Origin of the sequence: Mesorhizobium sp. AR02 (assembly GCF_024746835.1) — a bacterium.
GTDB lineage: Bacteria > Pseudomonadota > Alphaproteobacteria > Rhizobiales > Rhizobiaceae > Mesorhizobium.
On record NZ_CP080531.1, the window covers coordinates 1,781,680 to 1,802,734 of the forward strand.

A 21,055-nucleotide genomic window follows, 5' to 3' on the forward strand; every position below is an offset into this window, starting at 1 on the left:
GTGAGCACCGGAAGAGCAGGCCCCCGCCATTCGCAGGCCGGCCTCACCTGAATATCGACACACCTGGAGTCAGGCTGCCGCCTTCTTCTTCGCCAACCTCGCCTTGATCGAGGCGACGTCGGCGCGCGGTGTCGCGGCGAACAATGTCCTGGTGTAGCTGTGTTTGGGGTCTGAAAAGACCTCCTCGCGCGAGCCGTATTCGACCGCCTCGCCGAAATACATCACCATCACATCGTCGGCGATGTAGCGCACCACGGACAGATCGTGGCTGATGAAGACATAGGTCAGCTGGAACTCGTCCTGCAGGTCGGCGAGCAGATTGAGCACCTGCGCCTGCACCGACAGGTCAAGTGCGGAGACCGGCTCGTCCAGCACCAGCAGGCTCGGATTGAGCATCAGCGCACGGGCGATGGCGATGCGCTGGCGCTGGCCGCCCGAGAACATATGCGGGTAGCGGTTGTAGTGCTCGGGACCGAGGCCGACCTTCTTCAGCATCTTCATGGCGAGGTCGCGCCGCTCCTCGGCCGGCTTGCCAGTGTTGATGAGCAGCGGTTCGCCCAGTACGTCGCCGATCTTCTGGCGCGGATTGAGCGAACCGTACGGGTTCTGGAAAACGATCTGCACCTTGCGGCGCATCTCCTTGCTCAACCCGTCCTTGGCGATGTCGACCTTGTTGCCATCGATGAACAGTTCACCTGACGTCGCGGGATCGATCAGTGTGATGATGCGGGCAAGTGTCGACTTGCCGCAACCGCTCTCACCGACGATGGCCAGCGTCTTGCCCTTGTCGACGCTGAACGAGACACCCTTGACCGCATGCACGGTGCGCTGCGCGCGAAACAGCCCGCCGCCGACATGGTAGTCGCGCACGATATTCTTGCCTTCGACAACCTTGGTCATGCGGCGGCTCCCGAGGGCGCCGGCTCGAACAGCATGTCGGAGACGGTCGGCAGCCGGTCGCCGACGGCATTCTCCGGCAGTGCCGACAAAAGCGCGCGGGTGTAATTGCTCTTCGGCGATTCAAACAGCGACAGCACGTCGGCCTCTTCCATCTTGCGGCCCTTGTACTGGACGATGACGCGGTCGGCTGTCTCAGCCACCACGCCCATATTGTGAGTGATCATGATCAGGCCCATGCCGTATTTGGCCTGCAGCGAGACCAGGAGATCGAGGATCTGCTTCTGGATGGTGACGTCGAGCGCGGTGGTCGGCTCGTCGGCGATCAGAAGCTTCGGATTGCAGGCGATGGCAATGGCGATCATCACGCGCTGGCACTGGCCGCCCGACATCTGGTGCGGGAACGAGTTCAGCCGTTCCGCCGGCTCGGCAATGCCGACCTGCGTGAGGAGTTCGATGGCGCGCTCCCGGCGCTGCGCACCGTCCATGCCCATGTGGAAACGCAGCACCTCCTCGATCTGGAAGCCGACGGTGAAGCAGGGATTGAGGCTGGCCATCGGCTCCTGGAAGATCATCGACATGTCCTTGCCGACGATCTTGCGCCGTTCGGCAGGGCTCAGCTTCAGGAGATCGCGGCCATTGAAGCTCATGCGATCAGCGGTGACCTTTGCCGTCCAGGGCAAAAGGCCCATCACCGCCAGCATCGAGACCGATTTGCCGGAACCGGATTCGCCGACGATCGCCAGCACTTCGCGCTCGTCGACATGCAACGACACGCCGTCGACCGCCCTGAACGGACCTGACACGGTCTGGAATTCAACGACGAGGTTCTGGATGTCGAGCAGCGCCATCACGACCTCCTCAGTTTCGGATCGAGCGCGTCGCGCAGGCCGTCGCCGATCAGATTGATGGCAAGCACGGTGATCAGGATAGCCAGGCCGGGGAAGGTCACCACCCACCAGGCGCGCAGGATGAATTCGCGCGCCGAAGCGAGCATCGTGCCCCATTCGGGCGTCGGCGGCTGGGCGCCAAGGCCGAGGAAGCCAAGAGCGGCCGCCTCGAGGATGGCGTTGGAAAACGACAGCGTGCCCTGGACGATCAGCGGCCCCAGGCAATTGGGCAGGATGGTGCGAAGCATCAGCCTGATATGGCCTGCGCCGGCGACCTTCGCGGCCACGACATATTCGCGGCTTTTCTCGGCCATCACGGCAGCGCGCACCAGCCGCGCGAAATGCGGCTGCAGGACGAGCGCGATGGCCAGCATCGCGTTGAACAGACCAGGGCCGAGGATGGTGACCATCACCAGCGCCAGCAACAGCGACGGGAACGCCAGGATGAGGTCCATCACGCGCATGATCGCGACGTCGACCCAGCCGCGGAAATAGCCGGCCAGCAGGCCGAGCGTAATGCCGCCGGTGAGAGCCAGCGTGACCACGACCGCGCCGATGAGCAGCGAAAAGCGCGCGCCATAGAGCAAGCGCGAAAGGATGTCGCGGCCGACGGGATCGGTGCCCAGCAGATATTGCGTGCTGCCGCCGGCCTGCCAGGCTGGAGGCCGCAAGAAAGCGGTCTTGTCCTGAATGTCGGGTGCATAGGGAGCCAGCAGCGGCGCAAACAGCGCCGCCAGTACCAGCAGGATGAAGACGAACAGGCCGATGACGGCGCCGCGGTTCACCGAGAAATAATACCAGAAGGTCCTGAGACCGGTGAGGCGATCCGGGTTGCCGGCGGCCATCGGAGCGATTTCGGTCGACTGGCTCATCACGCCGCCCTTATGCGTGGGTTGATAACGGCATAGAGTAGATCGACGATCAGGTTCACGGCCATGACGATAAGGGCGATCAAGAGCAGGCCAGACTGCACGACAACATAGTCGCGCTTGGATATGGATTCGACCATCCACCTGCCGATGCCCGGCCAGGAGAAGATCGTTTCGGTAAGGATGGCGCCGGCGAGCAGCGTGCTAACCTGCAGACCGATGGTGGTGACCACCGGGATGAGCGCATTGCGCAAAGCATGCACGCCGATGACTCGAGCCGACGAAAGCCCTTTGGCTCGGGCAGTCCGCACGTAGTCCTCGCCCAGCACCTCGAGCATGGCTGAGCGCGTCTGGCGCGCTATCACAGCCAGCGGAATGGTGCCGAGCACAATTGTCGGTAGCACCAGATGGCGCAGCACCGAGCGAAATGCATCCCATTTGCCGTAGAGCAAGGTGTCGATGGTCATGAAGCCGGTGATCGGCTTGAAGAAGAACTGCAGGTCGATGCGGCCGTTAACCGGTGTCCAGCCGAGATAACCGGAGAAAAAGATGATCAGCAGCAGGCCCCACCAGAAGATCGGCATGGAGTAGCCGACGAGCGCCGTGCCCATCAGCGACTGGTCGAACCACGAACCACGCTTGATCGCCGCGAAGATTCCGGCCGGAATGCCGAGCACCATGGCGAAAATCATGGCGAAGAATGACAGTTCCAGCGTCGCCGGGAAGAGCGTCTTGAACTCTTCGAGCACCGGGCGTTTGGACGAAATCGAGACGCCGAAATCGCCGGTCACGACCTCACCGACATAGCGCGCATATTGCTGCCAGATCGGCAGATTGTAGCCGAACTGCTCCTTGAGCTCTTCGTAGCGCGCCGGCGCCACGCCGTGTTCGCCGGCCATGGCAAGAATAGGATCGCCGGGCAGCAGCCTGACGAAGGCGAAGGCACAGATAGTGATGCCGACTAGCGTCGGGATCAAAAGTGCAATTCTGTGAAGAATATATTTGAGCATGGCGAAGGGGGCGGCGCTCTAGAGCGCCGCCCCACTCAATCTCTTATTCGGCTTTGTCGACGCCGTCGAAGCGGTGAATGCCGAGCGGGTCCATCATGAAACCGCTGACATTCTTGCGCACGACTGCGTAGACTTGGCTATGCGCCAGCAGGAAGGCCGGAGCCTGCTTCTGGAAGACGACCTGCGCCTCTCCATAGAGCTTGGTGCGCTCGGCCTGGTCGCTGGTCTTCTTGGCCTTCTGTATCAGGTCTTCGAAGTCCTTGTCGCACCAGCTGGAGTAGTTCGAGACGCCGATGGCGGAGCAGGCAAACAGGGTGGCGAAGAAGTTGTCCGGATCGCCATTGTCGCCGGTCCAGCCAATCTGGAACGCGCCGGGACGGTCCTTCTTCTTGCCCTCCGAGCGATACTTGGTCCACTCGTAGTTGACGATCTCGGCCTTGACGCCGACCTTGGCCCAGTCGGCCTGGATCAGTTCGGCGGCGCGCTGGAAGTTCGGGTTATAGGGACGAACGCGATCGGAAGCCCAGAGCTGGATTTCCTTAAGCCCGGCAGCCTCAAGCACCTTCTTGGCCGCATCCGGATTATAGGCGTCGGCCTTCACATCCTTGTTCCACGACCACATGGTCGGCGGGATCAGGTTTTCGGCAGGCGTGGCGCCGGCATCCTGGAACAGCGACTTGATCAGCGCTTCCCGATCGATCGCCTGGTTGAGCGCATGGCGCACCTCAGGCTTGTCGAGCGGCGGGATGGTGGTGTTGTAGCTCATATAGCCGATGTTCAGGCCGGCCTGATCCATCAGGGTCACGTCGTTGTTGGCCTTGATCGTGCCGATGTCGGCAGGATTCGGATAGGGAGCGATATCGCACTCGCCGGCAAGCACCTTCTGGATGCGCGCGGTCGCGTCAGGCGTGATGGCGAAGACGAGATCGTCGATCTTCTCCTTGCCCTTGAAATAGTCCGGGTGGGCCGCGTAGCGGATGACCGAATCCAGCTGGTAGTCGACAAACTGGAACGGACCGGTGCCGATCGGCTTGGTCGAGAAATCGGCCATCTTGCCGTCCTTCGCCAGCTGGTCGGCATATTCCTTCGAGACGATCGAGGCGAAGTCCATGCCGAGATTGGCCAGCATCGGCGCGTTCGGCTCGGTCAGCGTCAGCTTGACGGTCAGGTCATCGACCTTTTCCCATTTGGCGACGTATTTCGGCATGTCCATGCCGGTGTAGTAGTCCCAAGTCAGGTTGGGCAGATACTTGTCGCCGTTCCAGGGGTTCGCCTTGTTGAACTGGCGGTCGAAGGAGAAGACGACGTCGTCGGCGTTGAGGTCACGCGTCGGCTTGAAATAGTCGGTGGTCTGGAACTTCACGCCCGGATGCAGGTGGAAAGTATAGACCAGGCCGTCGTCCGAGATTTCCCACTTGTCGGCGAGGCCGGGCTCGACCTCGGTGCCGCCATGCTTGAATTCGACCAGACGCGAATAGACGGTGCGCGACGAGGCATCGAAATCGTTGCCGCCGGTGGTCGTACCCGGATCAAAATTGGCCGGCGACGCTTCCGAGCAATAGACCAGCGTCTTCGCATTGGCCATGCCGCTCAGGACGCTTGCAGCCAGCAACGCGGCCGCAAAAGCGAGTTTCTTTTTCATTGAGCACTCCCTGATGTTCTTCCAAGCCCCTCTATCAGGCTCGCGAAGCGCGCATATAAGCACCGTTTTTCCGGCTTTGAAACACCCCGTTTGCTTACCCCGCGGGAAGCAGGAAAAAAATCCGCGATTTTGCTAAACGGCAGAAAAAATTAGCAGTTTTTTCCATTCACGAGATTATTAACGACCGCATTTTTTTATTGATCTGGCATCTGGCGACATCGATGCCGCGTCCGCCTTCATCCGATCGTCGATGTGGAAAGATGCCGGTTCCAAGTGTTGCCGACGGGGAAGATTTTCGACGGCAAATCTTTCGGCGCCTTGCCGCAGGGGCAAGACTTGCACCGCCGCCGATAGAGGCAATACATAGATGGATATGCTGGCGGCAGCGGAGGACGTCTCTGACATCTGGAGGCGGGCGCGGCACAGGCGACCAAACGGGCGAACAAGAATTGCTAGGGAGGAACGGGTGGCAAAAGCATCGAAGGCGCCGGTAAAAGCGTCGGCCAAGGCAGTCTCGAAACCAGCCGCCGCCGACGGGCAAGATAAAACTGCTGCCAAGGCCGCGACCGCCAAGACAGACGCAAAGCCTGCCAAGACGGCACCTGCGGCAAAGGCAGTGGCCACAGCCAAGGCCGCTGCGAAGCCGGTGAAAGCCACCCCGGCAAAGGCTTCTCCCACGAAGGCTGGGGCGAACAAGACCGGGACGACGAAGGCCGCGCCGCCAGCGAAGGCGGCATCGACACCGGCGCCGACCGCAAGCCAGCGGCTGCCAAAGGCGCTCACCGAGCTCGCCGCCGGCCTGCCGGAAAAACCATGGCTGAAAAGTTATCCCAAGAACATGCCGGCCGAGATCGGCCCCCTTCCCTACAGCTCCATCGGCGATTTCCTTGTCGGCGCCTGCAAGCAGTTTGCCGGCCAGCCGGCTTTCACCTGCATGGGCAAGTCGATCACCTATGCGGAGCTCGAGCGGCTGTCGGCAGCATTCGGCGCCTATCTGCAATCGACGGGACTGCAGAAGGGTGCACGCGTCGCGCTGATGATGCCGAATGTGCTGCAGTATCCGGTGGCGATGATGGCGGTGGCCCGCGCTGGCTACACGGTGGTGAACATCAACCCGCTCTACACGCCGCGCGAGCTGGAACATCAGCTCAAGGATTCCGGGGCGCAGGCCATCGTCATCCTCGAAAACTTCGCCAACACGTTGCAGGCCGTGGTCGCCAGGACCTTGGTCAAGCATGTCGTCGTCGCCGCCATGGGCGACATGCTCGGCGGGCTGAAAGGCACGATCGTCAATCTGGTCGTGCGGCGCGTCAAGAAGATGGTGCCGGCCTGGTCATTGCCCGGCCATGTCAAGTTCAACGCCGCCCTGAAGGCCGGCAGCGGCATGAATTTCAAGCCGGCCACGGTGGCCGCCAATGATGTCGCCTTCCTGCAATATACCGGCGGCACCACGGGGATTTCGAAGGGTGCCACGCTGTTGCACAGCAATGTGCTGGCCAATGTCGCGCAGAATTCGCTGTGGGTCGAAGATGCCTACACGATCAAGCCGAAGCCCGCGCATCTCAACTTCGTCTGCGCGCTGCCGCTCTACCATATCTTCGCGCTGACGGTGAACGCGCTGATGGGCATGCAGCAAGGCGCCCAGAACATCCTCATTCCCAACCCGCGCGACATTCCAGGCTTCGTCAAGGAACTCGGCAAATATCCGGTCCATATCTTCCCGGGCCTCAACACGCTGTTCAACGCGCTGCTCAACAATGAGGATTTCCGCAAGCTCGACTTCAAGCCGCTGATCCTGACGCTGGGCGGCGGCATGGCGGTGCAGAAGGGCGTCGCCGAGCGCTGGAAGGCGCTGACCGGCTGCCCTGTCTCGGAAGGCTACGGCCTGTCGGAGACCTCGCCGGTGGCGACCGCCAACAAGTTCACGTCGGGTGACTTCACCGGCACGATCGGCCTGCCGCTGCCCTCGACTGAAATCGCCATCCGCGACGATGACGGCAACAACGTGCCGCTGGGCGAGGTCGGCGAGATCTGCATCCGGGGACCGCAGGTGATGGCCGGCTACTGGAACCGGCCTGATGAGACCGCCAAGGTGATGACCAAGGACGGCTTCTTCAAGTCGGGCGACATGGGCTTCATGGACGATCGCGGCTACACCAAGATCGTCGACCGCAAGAAGGACATGATCCTGGTCTCCGGCTTCAACGTCTATCCGACGGAACTCGAGGAGGTCGTGGCCATGCATCCCGGCGTGCTCGAAGTGGCGGCGATCGGCGTGCCGGACGAGCATTCCGGCGAAGTGCCGAAGCTGTTCATCGTCAAGAAGGATCCAGCCCTGACCGCTGAAGCCATCACCGCTTTTTGCCGCGAGAACCTGACCGGCTACAAACGGCCCAAATATATCGAGTTCAGGACCGAATTGCCGAAGACGCCGGTCGGCAAGATCCTGCGGCGGGCGCTGCGCGCCTAGTGGGTAACGGTACTGTCCGCGACGAGGCGCCGGGCAACGTTTTGCCCGGCCGTCGTCTGCGCCTCGACCCCACGGAATTCATCAAGGCTAACATGCGCCTTGTCCCGGTGCCGGCGCTTCCCGAAATCCGGTTTTACACCGCTCACCCGGGCAGCGGGTTGAGGCGCCTCGTCGACCCTGAAGACGATGCCAGCGGGGGCACGCCGGAACCACAGCCGCCCTACTGGGCCTATGCCTGGGCCGGCGGTGCCGTGCTGGCGCGCTATATCCTCGACCATCCGATGACGGTGGCCGGCCGCCGCGTACTCGACCTCGGAGCAGGGTCGGGCATTGTCGGCATCGCCGCCGCGAAGGCCGGCGCGCGTGAGGTGATTGCCGCCGAAATCGACCGCAACGGCGTCGCCGCGATCGGCCTCAATGCCGCGGCGAACGGTGTCGCCATCACCATTGTCGACAAGGATATCACCATAGGCCTGCCACCGGCGGTCGATCTCGTGCTTGCCGGTGATGTCTTCTACGGCCAGGACGTCGCCGACCGCGCCATGCCTTTTCTCGATCGATGCCTCGCCGCCGGCATTGACGTGCTGGTCGGCGATCCGGGCCGGGCCCATCTGCCGCGGTCGCGGTTGCACCTGCTAGCCGAATACACGGTGCCGGATTTCGGCGACGCGAAAGACGCAACCCCAAGGCCGAGCGGCGTCTTTCGCTTCGAGACCGAACCTGGCAGTTAGACTGTCTCCCTGACCCGCGCCGAGAGGAAATCGGGCAGGTCGGCAACCGAATCCAGGATGACGTCGGCGATCTCGGCCAGCGATTCGCGCGTGCCGGTGCCGGAGAGCACGCCCACCGCCAGACCACAGCCACCGGCGCGCGCCATTTCGAGATCGTGGCGGTTGTCACCGACCATGGCGATCTCCGACGGCTTCAGCCCGGTAAGGTCGCAGAAGGCCTGGATGGTGTCGGGCGCGGGCTTGGGATTGGCCACAGCGTCGTAACCATAGGCGGCGTCGAACAGTTGGGCGACGCCCAACGTGACCAAGGTTTTTTCCGCACCGCTGGTCGAATCATTGGTGGCGACGCCAAGCCGGTAAGATCTTTTGTGCAGCGTTGCCAGAGTGTCGGCGATGCCCGGCAGTGCCACCGCCATCGTCGAGCCCTGCACCGAGGTGATCTCGTTGAAGCGGGCGACGGCCAGCATCTGGTCTTCGTCGGACAGACGCGGGAACCACAGTTCGACGACGTCCATGTTGGTGCCCGAGGCAAAGATCGAATCGGGCTTGAAGCGGCGGTTGGCGAAATCGAAGCCGGCGGCCGCGAGCAGCCTGTCGGCCTTCCAGCGATCGCCCTCGGCGGCATCCATGGCCATGAAGTCGGCGACGCCGAGCCAGGTCGCGTTGAAGTCGACAAGTGTGCCGTCCTTGTCGAACAATATACCCTTGATGTCTGCCAAACTTTTCACTCCGAACCACGCAATTGGTGAATGCGTTCCACAAGGCCCCTGGTCGAGGCGTCCCGATTTGCGGCGCTTTCCTTGCCTTCCACGACAGGCAGCAGGCCCGTCGCCAGTTCCTTGCCCAACTCGACGCCCCACTGGTCGAAGGAATTGATGTTGAACAGCGTGCCCTCGACGAAGACGCGGTGCTCGTAGAGCGCGATCAGCCGGCCGAAGGTGCGCGGGTCGAGCTTGCGATAGAGGATGGTCACCGAAGGCCGGTTGCCGGAGAAGACACGATGCGGCGCTATTTTGTCGACATCGACCGGCTTCATGCCCTTGGCCAGCATCTGCGCGCGCGCCTCGTCCAGCGTGCGGCCCTTCATCAGAGCTTCCGATTGCGCCAGGCAATTGGCGAGCAGCAGGTCATGCTGGTGCTTGAGCTCCGGCTCATGGCCGACGGCCGCTGCCAGGAATTCGACCGGGATCAAGTCGGTGCCCTGGTGCAGGAGCTGGAAGAAGGCGTGCTGGCCATTGGTGCCCGGCTCGCCCCAGACCAGCGGCCCGGTCGGCGTCGTCACGGGTGTACCGTCAAGAGTGACGCCCTTGCCGTTCGATTCCATATCGAGCTGCTGCAGATAGGCCGGCAATCGGGACAGGCGCTGGTCATAGGGGATGACCGCGCGGGCCGGGTAGCCGCAGATCACGCGATGCCACCAGCCGACCAGCCCGAGCAGCGCCGGCAGATTCTTGGCGAGCGGTGCGGTGCGGAAATGCTCGTCCATTTCGTGCGCGCCATCGAGGAAGGCGCGAAAATTCCTTGGGCCGACGGCGATCATGACCGGCAGGCCGATCGCGCCCCAGACCGAATAGCGGCCGCCGACCCAGTCCCAAAAGCCGAAGACGCGATCCGGCTCGATGCCGAACTTGGCCACCAGGTCGAGCGCGGTCGAGACAGCGGCGAAATGCTTGCCGACCGCTTGCTTGCCAAGTGCCTTCTGCACCCAGTCGCGCGCCGTCTGCGCATTGGTCATCGTCTCGACCGTGGTGAAGGTCTTGGAGGCGATGATGAACAGCGTGGTTTCGGGTGACAGGCCCTTCAGCGTGTCGTGGATATGGGCGCCGTCGATGTTGGAGACATAGTGCGCGCGCGGCCCGTCATGATAGGGGGCGAGCGCCAGCGTCGCCATGGCCGGGCCGAGGTCGGAGCCGCCAATGCCGATGTTGACGATGTCGGTGATCTTCTTGCCGGTGGCACCTAGCGCCTTGCCGGAGCGGATCGCATCGGCAAAGGCGCCCATCGCGTCGAGCACGGAAATGACATCCGCCTTGACGTCCTGGCCATCGACCGTGACACCCTTGCCGCTGAGGTTGCGCAGCGCCGTGTGCAGCACGGCGCGGTCCTCGGTGATGTTGATCTTCTTGCCGGCGAACATGGCGGCGCGTCGGCCCTCGAGATCGGCGGCGCCAGCCAGCTTTTGCAGCAAGTCCATGGTGGTCGCGTCGACGGCGCATTTCGACCAGTCGAGCAACAGGTCGCCGTCGGTGGCGGAGAACGTCTGGAACCGCTGCGGATCGTCGGCGAAGGCCTGGCGCATGCTGGCAGGTGCCGCGGCGCGATGGTCGCGCAAGGCGGCAAGCTGTTTCTGGAAGGCTGACTTATCCACTGGCGGGGACTCCTGGCTTTTTCGACGCACTCTATCAGACCGGATGTTTCCGGCGCGTGTCGTCGCGACAAACCTATTGAGCCGAATTCCGTGCGGTCAATACGCGGCGGTGACGCAGCGCGTCACGAAGTGATGACACAATGTGTCGCTCCAAGAGGCTGCTGAGCCCGATTTCGGCTGGAAGGATCACTGGCATAAATCCCAAAGATCAGAAAAATTGATTGGCGCAACCCCTTGTGCCACCGTTACATTCGACTGGTCCAGCCAAGCGAAAAAAGCTGGCCATCGAGGAACATCTTCCATGCCACAGAGAAACGACACGGCGATATGGTCCGGCCTGTTCCGGATTTCGGCTGAATCCGGCCAGACCCTGCAGGCGCAGATCCGCCAAGCCATCGTGGCCGCCATTCTCGACCGCCAGATCGCCGCTTCGATGCCACTTCCCTCCTGCCGGATCCTGGCCGAAAAACTCGGCGTGGCGCGCGGCACGGTGGTGCTGGCCTTCCAGCAACTCGTCGACCAGGGTTTCCTGGTGGCGCGCGAGCGGCGTGGCCATTTCGTCAATCCCGACGTGCTGGCGACACCGGCCAAGCCGCACCAGAAGGCGCCCGACCAGGCCAACGAGATCGACTGGAAGGCACGCCGGCAGATCGCCGCCAGCGACATGCCGCCGCCGGCCAAGCATGAGAACTGGATCAAGTCGTCCTACCCCTTCGTCTACGGCCAGTTCGACCCGGCGCTGTTCCCGACCGCCGAGTGGCGCGAGTGCAACCGCATGGCGCTGGCCGTGCTCGAGATCCGCAACTGGGCGTCCGACATGGTCGACCGCGACGATCCGCTCTTGATCGAGCAGATCCAGGCGCGGCTGTTGCCGCGGCGCGGCATCTTCGCCAATCCCGACGAGATCATCGTCACGCTTGGCGCCCAGAACGCGCTCTACATGCTGGCGACGCTGCTGATGACCAAGGGCTCGAAGGTGGCGATGGAAGATCCCGGTTATCCCGATGCACGCAGCATTTTCCGGCTTGCGGGCGCCGAGATCCAGCCGGTGCCGGTCGACCAGTCCGGCATCGTAACCTCTTCTATCCCCAATGATTCCGGCTTCGTCTTCGTCACGCCCAGCCATCATTGCCCGACCATGGTGCCGTTGTCGGCGGAGCGGCGGCAGGATCTTCTGGCGCGCGCCAACCGGCACAACCAGATCATCATCGAGGACGGCTATGACAGCCAGCTTCTCGACGAGGCGCCGCAGCAGGCGCTGAAGAGCCTCGATCGCTCCGGCCGTGTCGTCTATGTCGGCTCGATGTCGAAGACGCTGGCTCCCGGCCTGCGGCTTGGCTACATCGTGGCCTCTGCTGGACTAATCTCCGAGCTCAGGGCACTGCGCCGTTTCATGTTGCGCCATCCGCCGGCCAACAACCAGCGCGCCGTTGCATTGTTCCTGTCGCTAGGCCATCACGAGGCACTGGTGCGGCGTCTGTCGAGCGCCTTCGACGAGCGGCGCAAGCGTCTGGTCCATGCGATTTCGGCTTTCCTGCCGGAATGGCGCTCGACCGATTCTGCCGGCGGCACATCGCTCTGGCTCGAGGGACCACGCGGCACCGATTCCCGCGGCTTGGCCGAGGCCGCCGCCTCGCGCAGCGTGATCATCGAGCCGGGAGACCGCTTCTTCGACCGCACCGAAAAGCCTTCGCGTTTCATGCGGTTGGGCATTTCCTCGATCGCACTGCAGCACATCGAGCCCGGCATCCGCGAACTGGCCACGGCTGCCGGACGCAGGCCCGCCGCCGCCTGATCCCTTTCACCGGAGCCACCAGCGGTGGCTCCGGCTCCTTTAGCTCTGGCACATGCAACCGAACAGGCTGGCCCATAGGCTGTGCCAATGCCGGCGGCATAGTCGTGGCACAAAGGGGAAGAAGCAGCCGATGGTGGACCAACCGCCGCCCTGTTTCCGAGAAAAGGTGGAGTGTCTCCATGTCAGTGGTTCTTGAAAAGCAGGAAGCGGCGGCGGATCAGCGCTCGCGCCGCTCCGGTGGACGCGAAGCGCGTCGCGCCATGCGGGCAGCGCCCTTGGCCGACGACATCAAGCCGGTGCGCGCCGGCCTCGAGGGCGGCAGTTACGGACCGCTGAAGCGCAACGATCAGGAACGCATCCACGAGGCGGTGCTGACGCTCCTGGAGACCGTCGGCTTCGCCAATGCCATCCCCTCCTGCATCGAGGCGCTGGCCAAGGCCGGCGCCACCTATGGCGATGACGGCCGCATCCGTTTCCCGCGCGCACTGGTGCTCGATACGATCAGGAAGGCGGCACGCAATTTCACCCTGCACGGCCAGGACTCGAAACACGACATGTTGATCCAGGGCAAGCGCGTGCATTACGGCACGGCGGGTGCCGCGGTCCATCTGGTCGACGTCGAGAAGCGCGAATACCGCGAATCGCTGCTGCAGGACATCTATGACGCGGCCCGCATCGTCGAGGGGCTCGACAACATCCATTTCTTCCAGCGGCCGATGGTGCCGCGCGACATCCCCGATCCGCTCGAAATGGACTTCAACACGCTCTACGCCTGCGTGATGGGCACGTCCAAGCATGTCGGCACCTCGTTCACGGTGCGCGAGAACGTGCAGCCGGCGCTGGAAATGCTCTATGCCATCGCCGGCGGCGAGGAGAATTTCCGCGCCCGGCCGTTCGTGTCGAACTCGAACTGCTTCGTCGTGCCGCCGATGAAATTCGCCGAGGACGCCTGCGGCGTGCTCGAGGCCTGTGTCGAGGGCGGCATCCCGATCCTGCTTTTGTCGGCCGGCCAGGCCGGCGCGACCGCTCCGGCGGCGATTGCCGGCGCTGTGGTGCAGGCCGTGGCCGAGGTGCTGGCCGGTCTGGTCTATGTCAATGCCATCAAGCCGGGACATCCGGCGATCTTCGGCACCTGGCCGTTCGTGTCGGATCTCAGGACCGGCGCCATGTCGGGCGGCTCGGCCGAGCAGGCGGTGCTGACCGCTGCCTGCGCGCAGATGGCGCAATTCTACGACCTGCCAGGCGGTTCGGCCGCCGGCATGACGGATTCGAAACTGCCCGACATCCAGTCCGGCTACGAAAAAGGCATCACCGACGTGATGGCCGGCCTTGCCGGGCTCAACCTCGTCTATGAATCGGCCGGCATGCATGCCTCGCTGCTCGGCTTCTGCCTGGAAAGCTTGATTATCGACAATGACATGCTCGGCCACTGCCTGCGCTGCGTGCGCGGCATCGAGGTGACCGACGAAGCGCTGTCGATCGACACCATCGCCGATGTCTGCCTCCGTGGGCCTGGCCACTATCTCGGCAACGAGCAGACTTTGCGGCTGATGCAGACCGAATACTTCTACCCGGCCGTTGGCGACCGGTTTTCGCCGAAGGAATGGAACGAGAAGGGCCGGCCCGACATATTGCAGCGCGCGATCATCGAGAAGAAGCGCGTGCTTGCCGAGCGTTTTCCGCGCCATGTGCCAAAACTGCTCGACGACAAATTGCGCGCCCGCTTCGGCGACATGATCAAACTGCCGCGCGCCAATATGGGCGGCTGAGGCGCTCGTCGGAACAAGTTATTCGGCGGCCAACCCGAAACGCTCGACGACCTCGGCATTGATCAGCTTGGCGTGCAGCGCCATCAGCACGATTTGCGCATCGAAACTGTCGCCGGCCTCGACCGCGGCCTCGATCCGGCGCTCCACGTCCTGCCGATGCTGCAAGCCATGCGATCGTTCGAAGGTTTCCGGTCCGGCAATGCAATAGCTGAACAGCCGCGCCACGTCCGGATAGGCCTGGCTGGGCGGCTCGTCGGGCCAGTGATCCTTCATCAGATTGACAATGGTGAGTTTTACCCCCTCCGGCACAAGGGCGGGATGCAGGTCGGCGCCGCGCAATGCGGTATCGAGCTGCCTCAGATCACCCGAGCGGCCGAACATGCCGAGAAAGCCGAGGGAAGAGCGTCGTTGCGCCATGATGTTCCAATCCGTTTTTCAACCACTTAAGTGGTCGGCAAGCGGAATACAAAGGCAGCGGAACCCTAGCCACTCGCCGACAACAGCAAGACCCCAGCCAGAGCCGACCCGGCAAGCGTCGGCAGCATGCCGATCTTCAGCTTCAGGATGGCGATCATCGCGGCACAGGAAAGCAGTGCCGCACGCCAGTCGATCGACGAGAGCACCGGCACATTCATGCCGAGGCTCATTGCGTGCACCTCACGAAAAACGACGTGCAAGGCAAACCACAGAGCGAGATTCATGATGACGCCGACGACAGCGGCGGTGATCGCGCCGAGCGCCGCCGACAAGGCCCTGTTGCCGCGCAGGGCCTCGATATAGGGCGCGCCGAGGAATATCCAGAAGAAGCACGGCGTGAACGTCACCCACAAGGTCAACAGCGCACCAAGCGATCCGGCCAGCAACGGGTTCAGTGACCCGGAGTGGCGAAACGCGGCGATGAAGCCGACAAACTGCAACACCAGGATGAGCGGACCAGGCGTGGTCTCTGCAAGCCCGAGACCATCGACCATTTCACCGGGGGCCAACCAGCCGAAGGACTGGACGGCCGCCTGCGCGACATAGGCCAGCACCGCGTAGGCGCCGCCGAAGGTGACGACCGCCATCAGACTGAAGAACCGGCCTATCTCGGTCCATACACTGGCAGAGCCGGTGAACCACCAGACCACGAGAACCGGTCCGAGCCAGATCGGCAGCCAGATCGCGACAGTGCGCGGCGCATGCCATCTGGCCGGTTTGACATGGGTCAGCTCGCCGCGCTCGAACATCAGGTCGACTGCTCCCTTGATGTCGACGACATCGGCCTTGCCATGCGCGGAGCCTGAAAACAGGCCGGGAACCATACGGTCCCCCAGCCATCCTGTCAGGCCCGCGAGCAGGATGATGAGCGGAAACGGCACATTCAACGCATAGATGGCGATGAAGGCCGCAACCGCGATCAACACCATGGCTGGGTTCTTCAGAGCACGCCGTCCGATGCGGATCACCGCCTCGATGACGATGGCAAGCACCGCCGCCTTCACCCCGAGGAAAAGCGCCTCGACGAGCGGCATGTCGCCATAGAGCATATAGAGGCTGCTCAAGATCAGCATGACGAGCGCGCCGGGCACGACGAACAGGATGCCGGCGACAAGGCCGCCGATCGTCCTATGCAGCAGCCAGCCGATATAGATAGCGAGTTGCTGGGCTTCCGGGCCGGGCAGCAGCATGCAATAGTTCAGCGCATGCAGGAAACGCTGTTCGCCGATCCAGCGCCGCTCCTCGACCAATTCCCTGTGCATCAAGGCGATCTGCCCGGCCGGCCCGCCGAAGCTGAGCAGTCCTATCTTCGCCCAGACCTTCACGGCTTCGGCAAAGGTCGGCGCAGCCGGCGCCTCGACGTTCCCCGACCTATGTGCAGGCACAACAGCGCTCATGACGGTTTACTTGCGCTGGGCCAGTTGTGTGTTTCCTCGGTAGCGTCGCGACACCAGCGGAAGAACGCATCGTAGAGCAACATGCCTGCTTCCAGTTGCTCCAGATCGTCGCGAAACATCCGCGACAGGCCAAGCGAGGCAGCCAGAAAGCCGGCGGCCTGGGGTACCAGGTCGAGATTTGCCGTGTCGGCCGCGCGCACGATCACGGCAAGGCGATCGAGCGCCTCCGATTCCAGCCCGAATTCCTCGATCATCGTGTCGAAGGTGCAGCGCTCGCCACGATGGCTCCAGAACACATTGTCGATGTCGAAAGGCACGGCCTGAAAGCGGTCGGCCACAGCAGGCACTTCGGCTGTCTCGACAAACAGGAAGACCGCGCGAGGATCGACGAAACGCCGGATCAGCCAGGGGCAAGCGATGCGATCGACCTTCGGTCGGGTCCGCGTCACCCACACGGTGCGGCCCTTTTCATCACACGGAGGTAACTTTTCGGTGCGGACCAGAAGCCCATTTGCGTCGCGCCAGGCTTCGAAGCCGCCTTCGAGGGTTTCGGCGGGAATCCCTTCGTGCCGCAGCCATGCGGCTACACCTTGCGAGAGTTTCCGGCCTTTCTGGCAGACGACCACCACCGGCTTGCCGGCAAAATCGGGCGCCCAGGTCGAAACGGTTTTGAAATCGCGCCGGCTCGCGGCCGGCAGCAGGCGCGGATCGGCGTCGAAATCCTCATCGATGCGAACATCGACGATTGCAGGCGCACCCGGCAGACCGACCAGACGGGACAGTTGCGATACGGTGATAGCGGTTGTTGACGGCATGGCGTCCACCTCCTGATAGAGAAGCCTGGACGCGAACGTTGGGCTGACGCCTCACGGGGTCGTCGCGATACACCCCTTGCCATGATCGTGGATATGTTGGGGGCGCTTGTCAAGGATGACAAACGGCGGCTTGATCCGGATCAAGCCGCCGTTTGTCGTTAATGTAAGAACTTGCGAACAGGTGCTGTCCCCGGAGCAATCAGTGATTGTCCCTGGGAACGCCGCTGGTGTGAGCGACATCCTGGTATTTCACCGCCGGCTTCAGCACCATTCCCTGGTCGAACTGGTCGACCATGCCGCGCTGGATTTCCTGCCATGGCGTCTGGTGCTTGGGATAGTGATAGCCGCCATTGTTCTGCAGTTCGGCGCGCCGCCGGGTGATCTCGTCATCGGTGACGAGGATGTCGGCGGTGCCTTTGCGTAAGTCGATGCGCACGCGGTCGCCGGTCTTGAGCAGCGCCAGGCCACCGCCGATGGCGGCTTCCGGCGAGGCGTTGAGGATCGACGGCGAGCCCGACGTGCCCGACTGGCGTCCATCGCCGATGCAGGCCAGCGCGTGGATGCCCTTCTTGATGAGGTAGGCCGGCGGCTGCATGTTGACGACCTCGGCACCGCCGGGATAGCCGACCGGGCCAGCGCCGCGCATGAACAGGATGGTGTGCTCGTCGATACCTTGCGCCGGATCGTCGATGCGGGCGTGGTAATCCTCGGGGCCATCGAAGACCATGGCGTTGCCTTCGAAAGCTTCCGGGTCCTTCGGGTTGGACAGATAGCGCTCGCGGAATTCCGGCGAGATGCCGCTCATCTTCATGATCGCCGAATCGAACAGATTGCCCTTGAAATTGATGAAGCCGGCATTGGCCTTCAGCGGCTCGGCAACGGTGCGGATGACATCGGTATTCTCGTTGGCGACCCCCTTGCAATTGTCGCCGATCGACTTGCCATTGACGGTCATGGCTTCGGGATAAGGCAGCAGTCCCGCCTTCATCAGTTCGGCAACCACGGCGGGTACGCCGCCGGCATGATGGTAATCTTCGCCAAGATATTCGCCCGACGGCTGCAGATTGACGATCAGCGGCACCTTGAGGCCGATCGCCTGCCAGTCGTCATTGTCGAGCGGCACGCCGAGATGGCGGGCAATGGCGTTGAGATGGATCGGCGCGTTGGTCGAGCCGCCGATCGCCGAATTGACGACGATGGCGTTCTCGAAGGCCTTGCGCGTCATGATGTCGGAGGGCTTCAGATCCTCATGCACCATGTCGACGATGCGCTTGCCGGTTTCGTAGGCGATCTGGCCGCGCTCGCGGTAGGGTGCCGGGATGGCGGCCGAACCGGGCAGCTGCATGCCGAGCGCCTCGGCCAGCGAATTCATCGTGGTGGCGGTGCCCATGGTGTTGCAGTAGCCGGTGGAGGGCGCCGAAGAGGCGACGATGTCCATGAACTCGTCATAGTCGATCTCGCCGGCCGACAGGCGCTGGCGCGATTCCCAGACGATGGTGCCGGAGCCGGTGCGCTTGCCCTTGTGCCAGCCATTGAGCATCGGGCCGACCGACAGCGCGATGGCCGGAATGTTGACGGTGGCCGCCGCCATCAGCAGCGCCGGCGTCGTCTTGTCGCAACCGATGGTCAGCACGACGCCGTCGAGCGGATAGCCATAGAGCACCTCGACCAGGCTGAGATAGGCAAGGTTGCGGTCAAGTGCGGCGGTCGGGCGCTTGCCGGTCTCCTGGATCGGATGGCAGGGGAATTCGAAGGGGATGCCGCCCATCGAGACGATGCCCTCGCGCACGCGCTTGGCGAGCTCGATGTGGTGCCGGTTGCAAGGCGACAGATCCGAGCCGGTCTGGGCGATGCCGATCAGCGGCTTGCCCGACATCAGTTCGGCGCGCGTCAGCCCGTAGTTCAGATAGCGCTCCAGATAAAGCGCCGTCATGCCCGGATTGTCGGGATTGTCGAACCACTCCTGCGAGCGAAATTTCTTTTTTCTGGTGGGGGCGCCTGCCATCGTGGTCTCCGTATTTGTAAGACAAATCGATATGGCAACGCGCGAGAGCAGGCAAGAGGGCGCGCGGTCGCAACCGGACTTTGGTGCGATAGACACGCATCCGGCCGTGCGTTACGGCTTCGATCAGTCTTTCCGGGAGGTTTTCATGGCTTTGGTGATCGAAGGCGAGGAGCGCATTGCCGCACCCCTGCAAAAAGTCTGGGAAGCGCTGAACGATCCCGAGGTTTTGAAGGCAACCATTCCCGGCTGCCAGAGCCTGGAAATGAAGTCACCGACCGAGATGGCCGCGACGGTGGTGGTGAAGATCGGGCCGATCAAGGCGACCTTCAACGGCGAAGTGACGCTGAAGAACCTGAAGCCGCCGCATTCCTACACCATCCAGGGCGAAGGCAAGGGCGGCATTGCCGGCTTTGCCAAGGGCGGCGCCGACGTGACGCTGACCGAGGATGGGTCGGATGCCACTGTGTTGAAATATGCGGCCAAGGCCGAGGTCGGCGGCAAGATCGCCCAACTCGGCAGCCGGCTGATCGAGTCGACTTCGAAAAAACTGGCCGGGCAGTTCTTTTCAAGCTTCGGCGAGAAGGTCGGCGGCTGACCGTCCCGGTAGAGCAATTCCAGGAAAAGTGTGAAACGGTTTTCCCGGGAAAAGCGCGTAGCGCTTTCCCTTGGGAATTGCGTCAAAAACAAATAAGACGTCACTCGAAGACGATGCTCGGCACCGCCGCTTCGGCCGCGCCGCGTTCCTCATTGACCCTGTCCCAGACCTTGGCGGCGATGTCGCGATAGGTTTTCGCCGTGGCGCTGTCGGGCTTCGAGACAACAACCGGCTCACCGGCATCCGAGCTTTCGCGGATGCCCATTTCCAGCGGCACTTCGCCAAGGAAAGTAACCCCGAGGCGCTCGGCCTCGCGGCGCGCGCCGCCATGGCCGAAAATATCATAGCGTTTGCCGGTGTCCGGCGCGATGAAATAGCTCATGTTCTCGACAATGCCGAGTAGCGGCACGTCGACCTTCTTGAACATATTGAGGCCCTTGCGGGCATCGATCAGCGCCAGGTCCTGCGGCGTCGAGACGATGACGGCGCCGGCGAGCGGCACCTGCTGCGCCATCGTCAACTGGGCGTCGCCGGTGCCGGGCGGCATGTCGACGACGAGCACGTCGAGTCGACCCCATTCGACCTCGCGCAGCATCTGCGTCAGCGCCGACATCACCATCGGGCCGCGCCAGATCATCGGCGTCTCCTCATCGACGAGGAAGCCCATCGACATCACCTTGAGGCCGTAATTCTCCATCGGTTTCAGGATTTTGCCGTCAACCGTCTGCGGCCGGCCATGGATGTTGAGCAGCTTCGGCATGGACGGGCCGTAGATGTCGGCGTCAAGCACACCGACCCGCAAACCATTGGCGGCAAGGCCAAGCGCGATGTTGACGGCGGTGGTCGACTTGCCGACGCCGCCCTTGCCGGAAGCAACCGCGATGATCGCCTCGATGCCGGGCACGCCGCGCTTGCCCTGGCTGTGCGATGCAGGGGCATGCGGAGCAGCGCGCGAGGCGGCGGGGGGAGCCGGCGGTGCCGGCCTGGGTGCGGGGCGCACTGGCACCGGCGCCTCCATGCCGCCGCCCTTCTTTTCCGCCGTCAGCGCGACAACCGCGCCGGCAACACCGGGGATCGCCTTGACGACACGCTCGGCGGCGGCGCGCAACGGTTCCATCTCCTGCGCGCGTGCCGCAGGAACAGTGATCGAGAAGAACACTTTGGAATCGGCGATGAAAATCTCGGAAACCATGCCGAGGTCGACGATGTTGCCGGTGAAGTCCGGCCCGTTGACCGTCTTCAGACGCTCGGTGACGATTTCCTTGGTGACGGACATGACGGCATTTCCTCAGACGGTGGCATGGCGGCTGGCCTGAGATAATGCA

General features: G+C 63.0%; 17 protein-coding genes. 5 read left to right on the top strand and 12 right to left on the bottom strand.

Going from position 1 to position 21,055, the window contains the following annotated elements; translation table 11 throughout:
- Nucleotides 1-69: 69 nt before the first annotated feature.
- From DBIPINDM_RS12890 to DBIPINDM_RS12910, 5 genes are read right to left on the bottom strand one after another with little or no spacing between them, the layout of a single operon-like run.
- The gene (locus DBIPINDM_RS12890) at nucleotides 70-900 is read right to left on the bottom strand and encodes a dipeptide ABC transporter ATP-binding protein (protein ID WP_258587614.1); all 831 of its coding nucleotides are present in this window, start codon (nucleotides 898-900) and stop codon (nucleotides 70-72) included.
- Nucleotides 897-1,748, bottom strand: coding sequence for an ABC transporter ATP-binding protein (locus tag DBIPINDM_RS12895; protein WP_258587615.1), 852 nt, complete (start codon nucleotides 1,746-1,748; stop codon nucleotides 897-899). Before DBIPINDM_RS12895 ends, DBIPINDM_RS12890 begins: the two co-directional genes overlap by 4 nt.
- On the bottom strand, nucleotides 1,748-2,659 hold the full coding sequence (locus DBIPINDM_RS12900; protein WP_416361753.1) for an ABC transporter permease subunit: 912 nt from the start codon (nucleotides 2,657-2,659) through the stop codon (nucleotides 1,748-1,750). The genes DBIPINDM_RS12895 and DBIPINDM_RS12900 overlap by 1 nt, the downstream gene beginning before the upstream one ends.
- Nucleotides 2,659-3,666, bottom strand: coding sequence for an ABC transporter permease subunit (locus DBIPINDM_RS12905; protein ID WP_258587616.1), 1,008 nt, complete (start codon nucleotides 3,664-3,666; stop codon nucleotides 2,659-2,661). The genes DBIPINDM_RS12900 and DBIPINDM_RS12905 overlap by 1 nt, the downstream gene beginning before the upstream one ends.
- 43 nt (nucleotides 3,667-3,709) lie before the next feature.
- Nucleotides 3,710-5,308, bottom strand: a complete 1,599-nt coding sequence (locus tag DBIPINDM_RS12910) for an ABC transporter substrate-binding protein (RefSeq protein ID WP_258587617.1) — start codon at nucleotides 5,306-5,308, stop codon at nucleotides 3,710-3,712.
- A gap of 466 nt (nucleotides 5,309-5,774) precedes the next feature.
- Between DBIPINDM_RS12910 and DBIPINDM_RS12915 the strand changes: the two genes are divergently transcribed.
- Together DBIPINDM_RS12915 and DBIPINDM_RS12920 are read left to right on the top strand one after the other, a co-directional pair.
- Nucleotides 5,775-7,778 carry a long-chain fatty acid--CoA ligase gene (locus DBIPINDM_RS12915; protein ID WP_318036936.1) on the top strand — a complete coding sequence of 668 codons (2,004 nt, stop codon included), beginning with the start codon at nucleotides 5,775-5,777 and terminating at the stop codon, nucleotides 7,776-7,778.
- A 92-nt stretch (nucleotides 7,779-7,870) separates the two neighbouring features.
- Nucleotides 7,871-8,509 carry a class I SAM-dependent methyltransferase gene (locus DBIPINDM_RS12920; protein ID WP_258587618.1) on the top strand — a complete coding sequence of 213 codons (639 nt, stop codon included), beginning with the start codon at nucleotides 7,871-7,873 and terminating at the stop codon, nucleotides 8,507-8,509.
- Here the strand turns inward: DBIPINDM_RS12920 and DBIPINDM_RS12925 are convergent.
- Together DBIPINDM_RS12925 and pgi are read right to left on the bottom strand one after the other, a co-directional pair.
- A complete protein-coding gene (locus tag DBIPINDM_RS12925) occupies nucleotides 8,506-9,228 on the bottom strand; it encodes an HAD family hydrolase (RefSeq protein ID WP_258587619.1) in 723 nt (240 codons plus the stop codon). The two genes, DBIPINDM_RS12920 and DBIPINDM_RS12925, sit on opposite strands and share 4 nt — an antisense overlap.
- A 5-nt stretch (nucleotides 9,229-9,233) precedes the next feature.
- The gene (pgi, locus tag DBIPINDM_RS12930; RefSeq protein ID WP_258587620.1) at nucleotides 9,234-10,877 is read right to left on the bottom strand and encodes a glucose-6-phosphate isomerase; all 1,644 of its coding nucleotides are present in this window, start codon (nucleotides 10,875-10,877) and stop codon (nucleotides 9,234-9,236) included.
- Nucleotides 10,878-11,178: 301 nt separating this feature from the next.
- Here pgi and DBIPINDM_RS12935 point away from each other — a divergent pair, with 301 nt between their 5' ends.
- Complete coding sequence (locus DBIPINDM_RS12935) at nucleotides 11,179-12,672, top strand: PLP-dependent aminotransferase family protein (protein WP_172220119.1); 1,494 nt, start codon at nucleotides 11,179-11,181, stop codon at nucleotides 12,670-12,672.
- A gap of 179 nt (nucleotides 12,673-12,851) precedes the next feature.
- Complete coding sequence (locus DBIPINDM_RS12940) at nucleotides 12,852-14,441, top strand: trimethylamine methyltransferase family protein (protein ID WP_258587621.1); 1,590 nt, start codon at nucleotides 12,852-12,854, stop codon at nucleotides 14,439-14,441.
- Nucleotides 14,442-14,459: 18 nt separating this feature from the next.
- On the opposite strand, the gene DBIPINDM_RS12945 is transcribed toward DBIPINDM_RS12940, so the two are convergent.
- The 4 genes from DBIPINDM_RS12945 to DBIPINDM_RS12960 form a co-directional block, all read right to left on the bottom strand.
- Nucleotides 14,460-14,858, bottom strand: coding sequence for a hypothetical protein (locus DBIPINDM_RS12945; protein WP_258587622.1), 399 nt, complete (start codon nucleotides 14,856-14,858; stop codon nucleotides 14,460-14,462).
- A gap of 65 nt (nucleotides 14,859-14,923) precedes the next feature.
- Entirely contained in the window at nucleotides 14,924-16,315 is a 1,392-nt protein-coding gene (gene chrA / locus DBIPINDM_RS12950) for a chromate efflux transporter (protein WP_258587623.1), read from the bottom strand.
- The gene (locus DBIPINDM_RS12955) at nucleotides 16,312-17,130 is read right to left on the bottom strand and encodes a chromate resistance protein ChrB domain-containing protein (RefSeq protein WP_258587624.1); all 819 of its coding nucleotides are present in this window, start codon (nucleotides 17,128-17,130) and stop codon (nucleotides 16,312-16,314) included. Before DBIPINDM_RS12955 ends, chrA begins: the two co-directional genes overlap by 4 nt.
- 199 nt (nucleotides 17,131-17,329) lie before the next feature.
- A complete protein-coding gene (locus DBIPINDM_RS12960) occupies nucleotides 17,330-19,135 on the bottom strand; it encodes an IlvD/Edd family dehydratase (protein WP_258587625.1) in 1,806 nt (601 codons plus the stop codon).
- Nucleotides 19,136-19,280: 145 nt separating this feature from the next.
- On the opposite strand from DBIPINDM_RS12960, the gene DBIPINDM_RS12965 reads away from it, so the two are divergent.
- A complete protein-coding gene (locus DBIPINDM_RS12965) occupies nucleotides 19,281-19,730 on the top strand; it encodes an SRPBCC family protein (RefSeq protein WP_258587626.1) in 450 nt (149 codons plus the stop codon).
- Between the two features lie 100 nt (nucleotides 19,731-19,830).
- Here DBIPINDM_RS12965 and DBIPINDM_RS12970 read toward each other — a convergent pair whose 3' ends face one another.
- Entirely contained in the window at nucleotides 19,831-21,006 is a 1,176-nt protein-coding gene (locus DBIPINDM_RS12970; RefSeq protein WP_258587627.1) for an Mrp/NBP35 family ATP-binding protein, read from the bottom strand.
- Nucleotides 21,007-21,055: the final 49 nt, after the last annotated feature.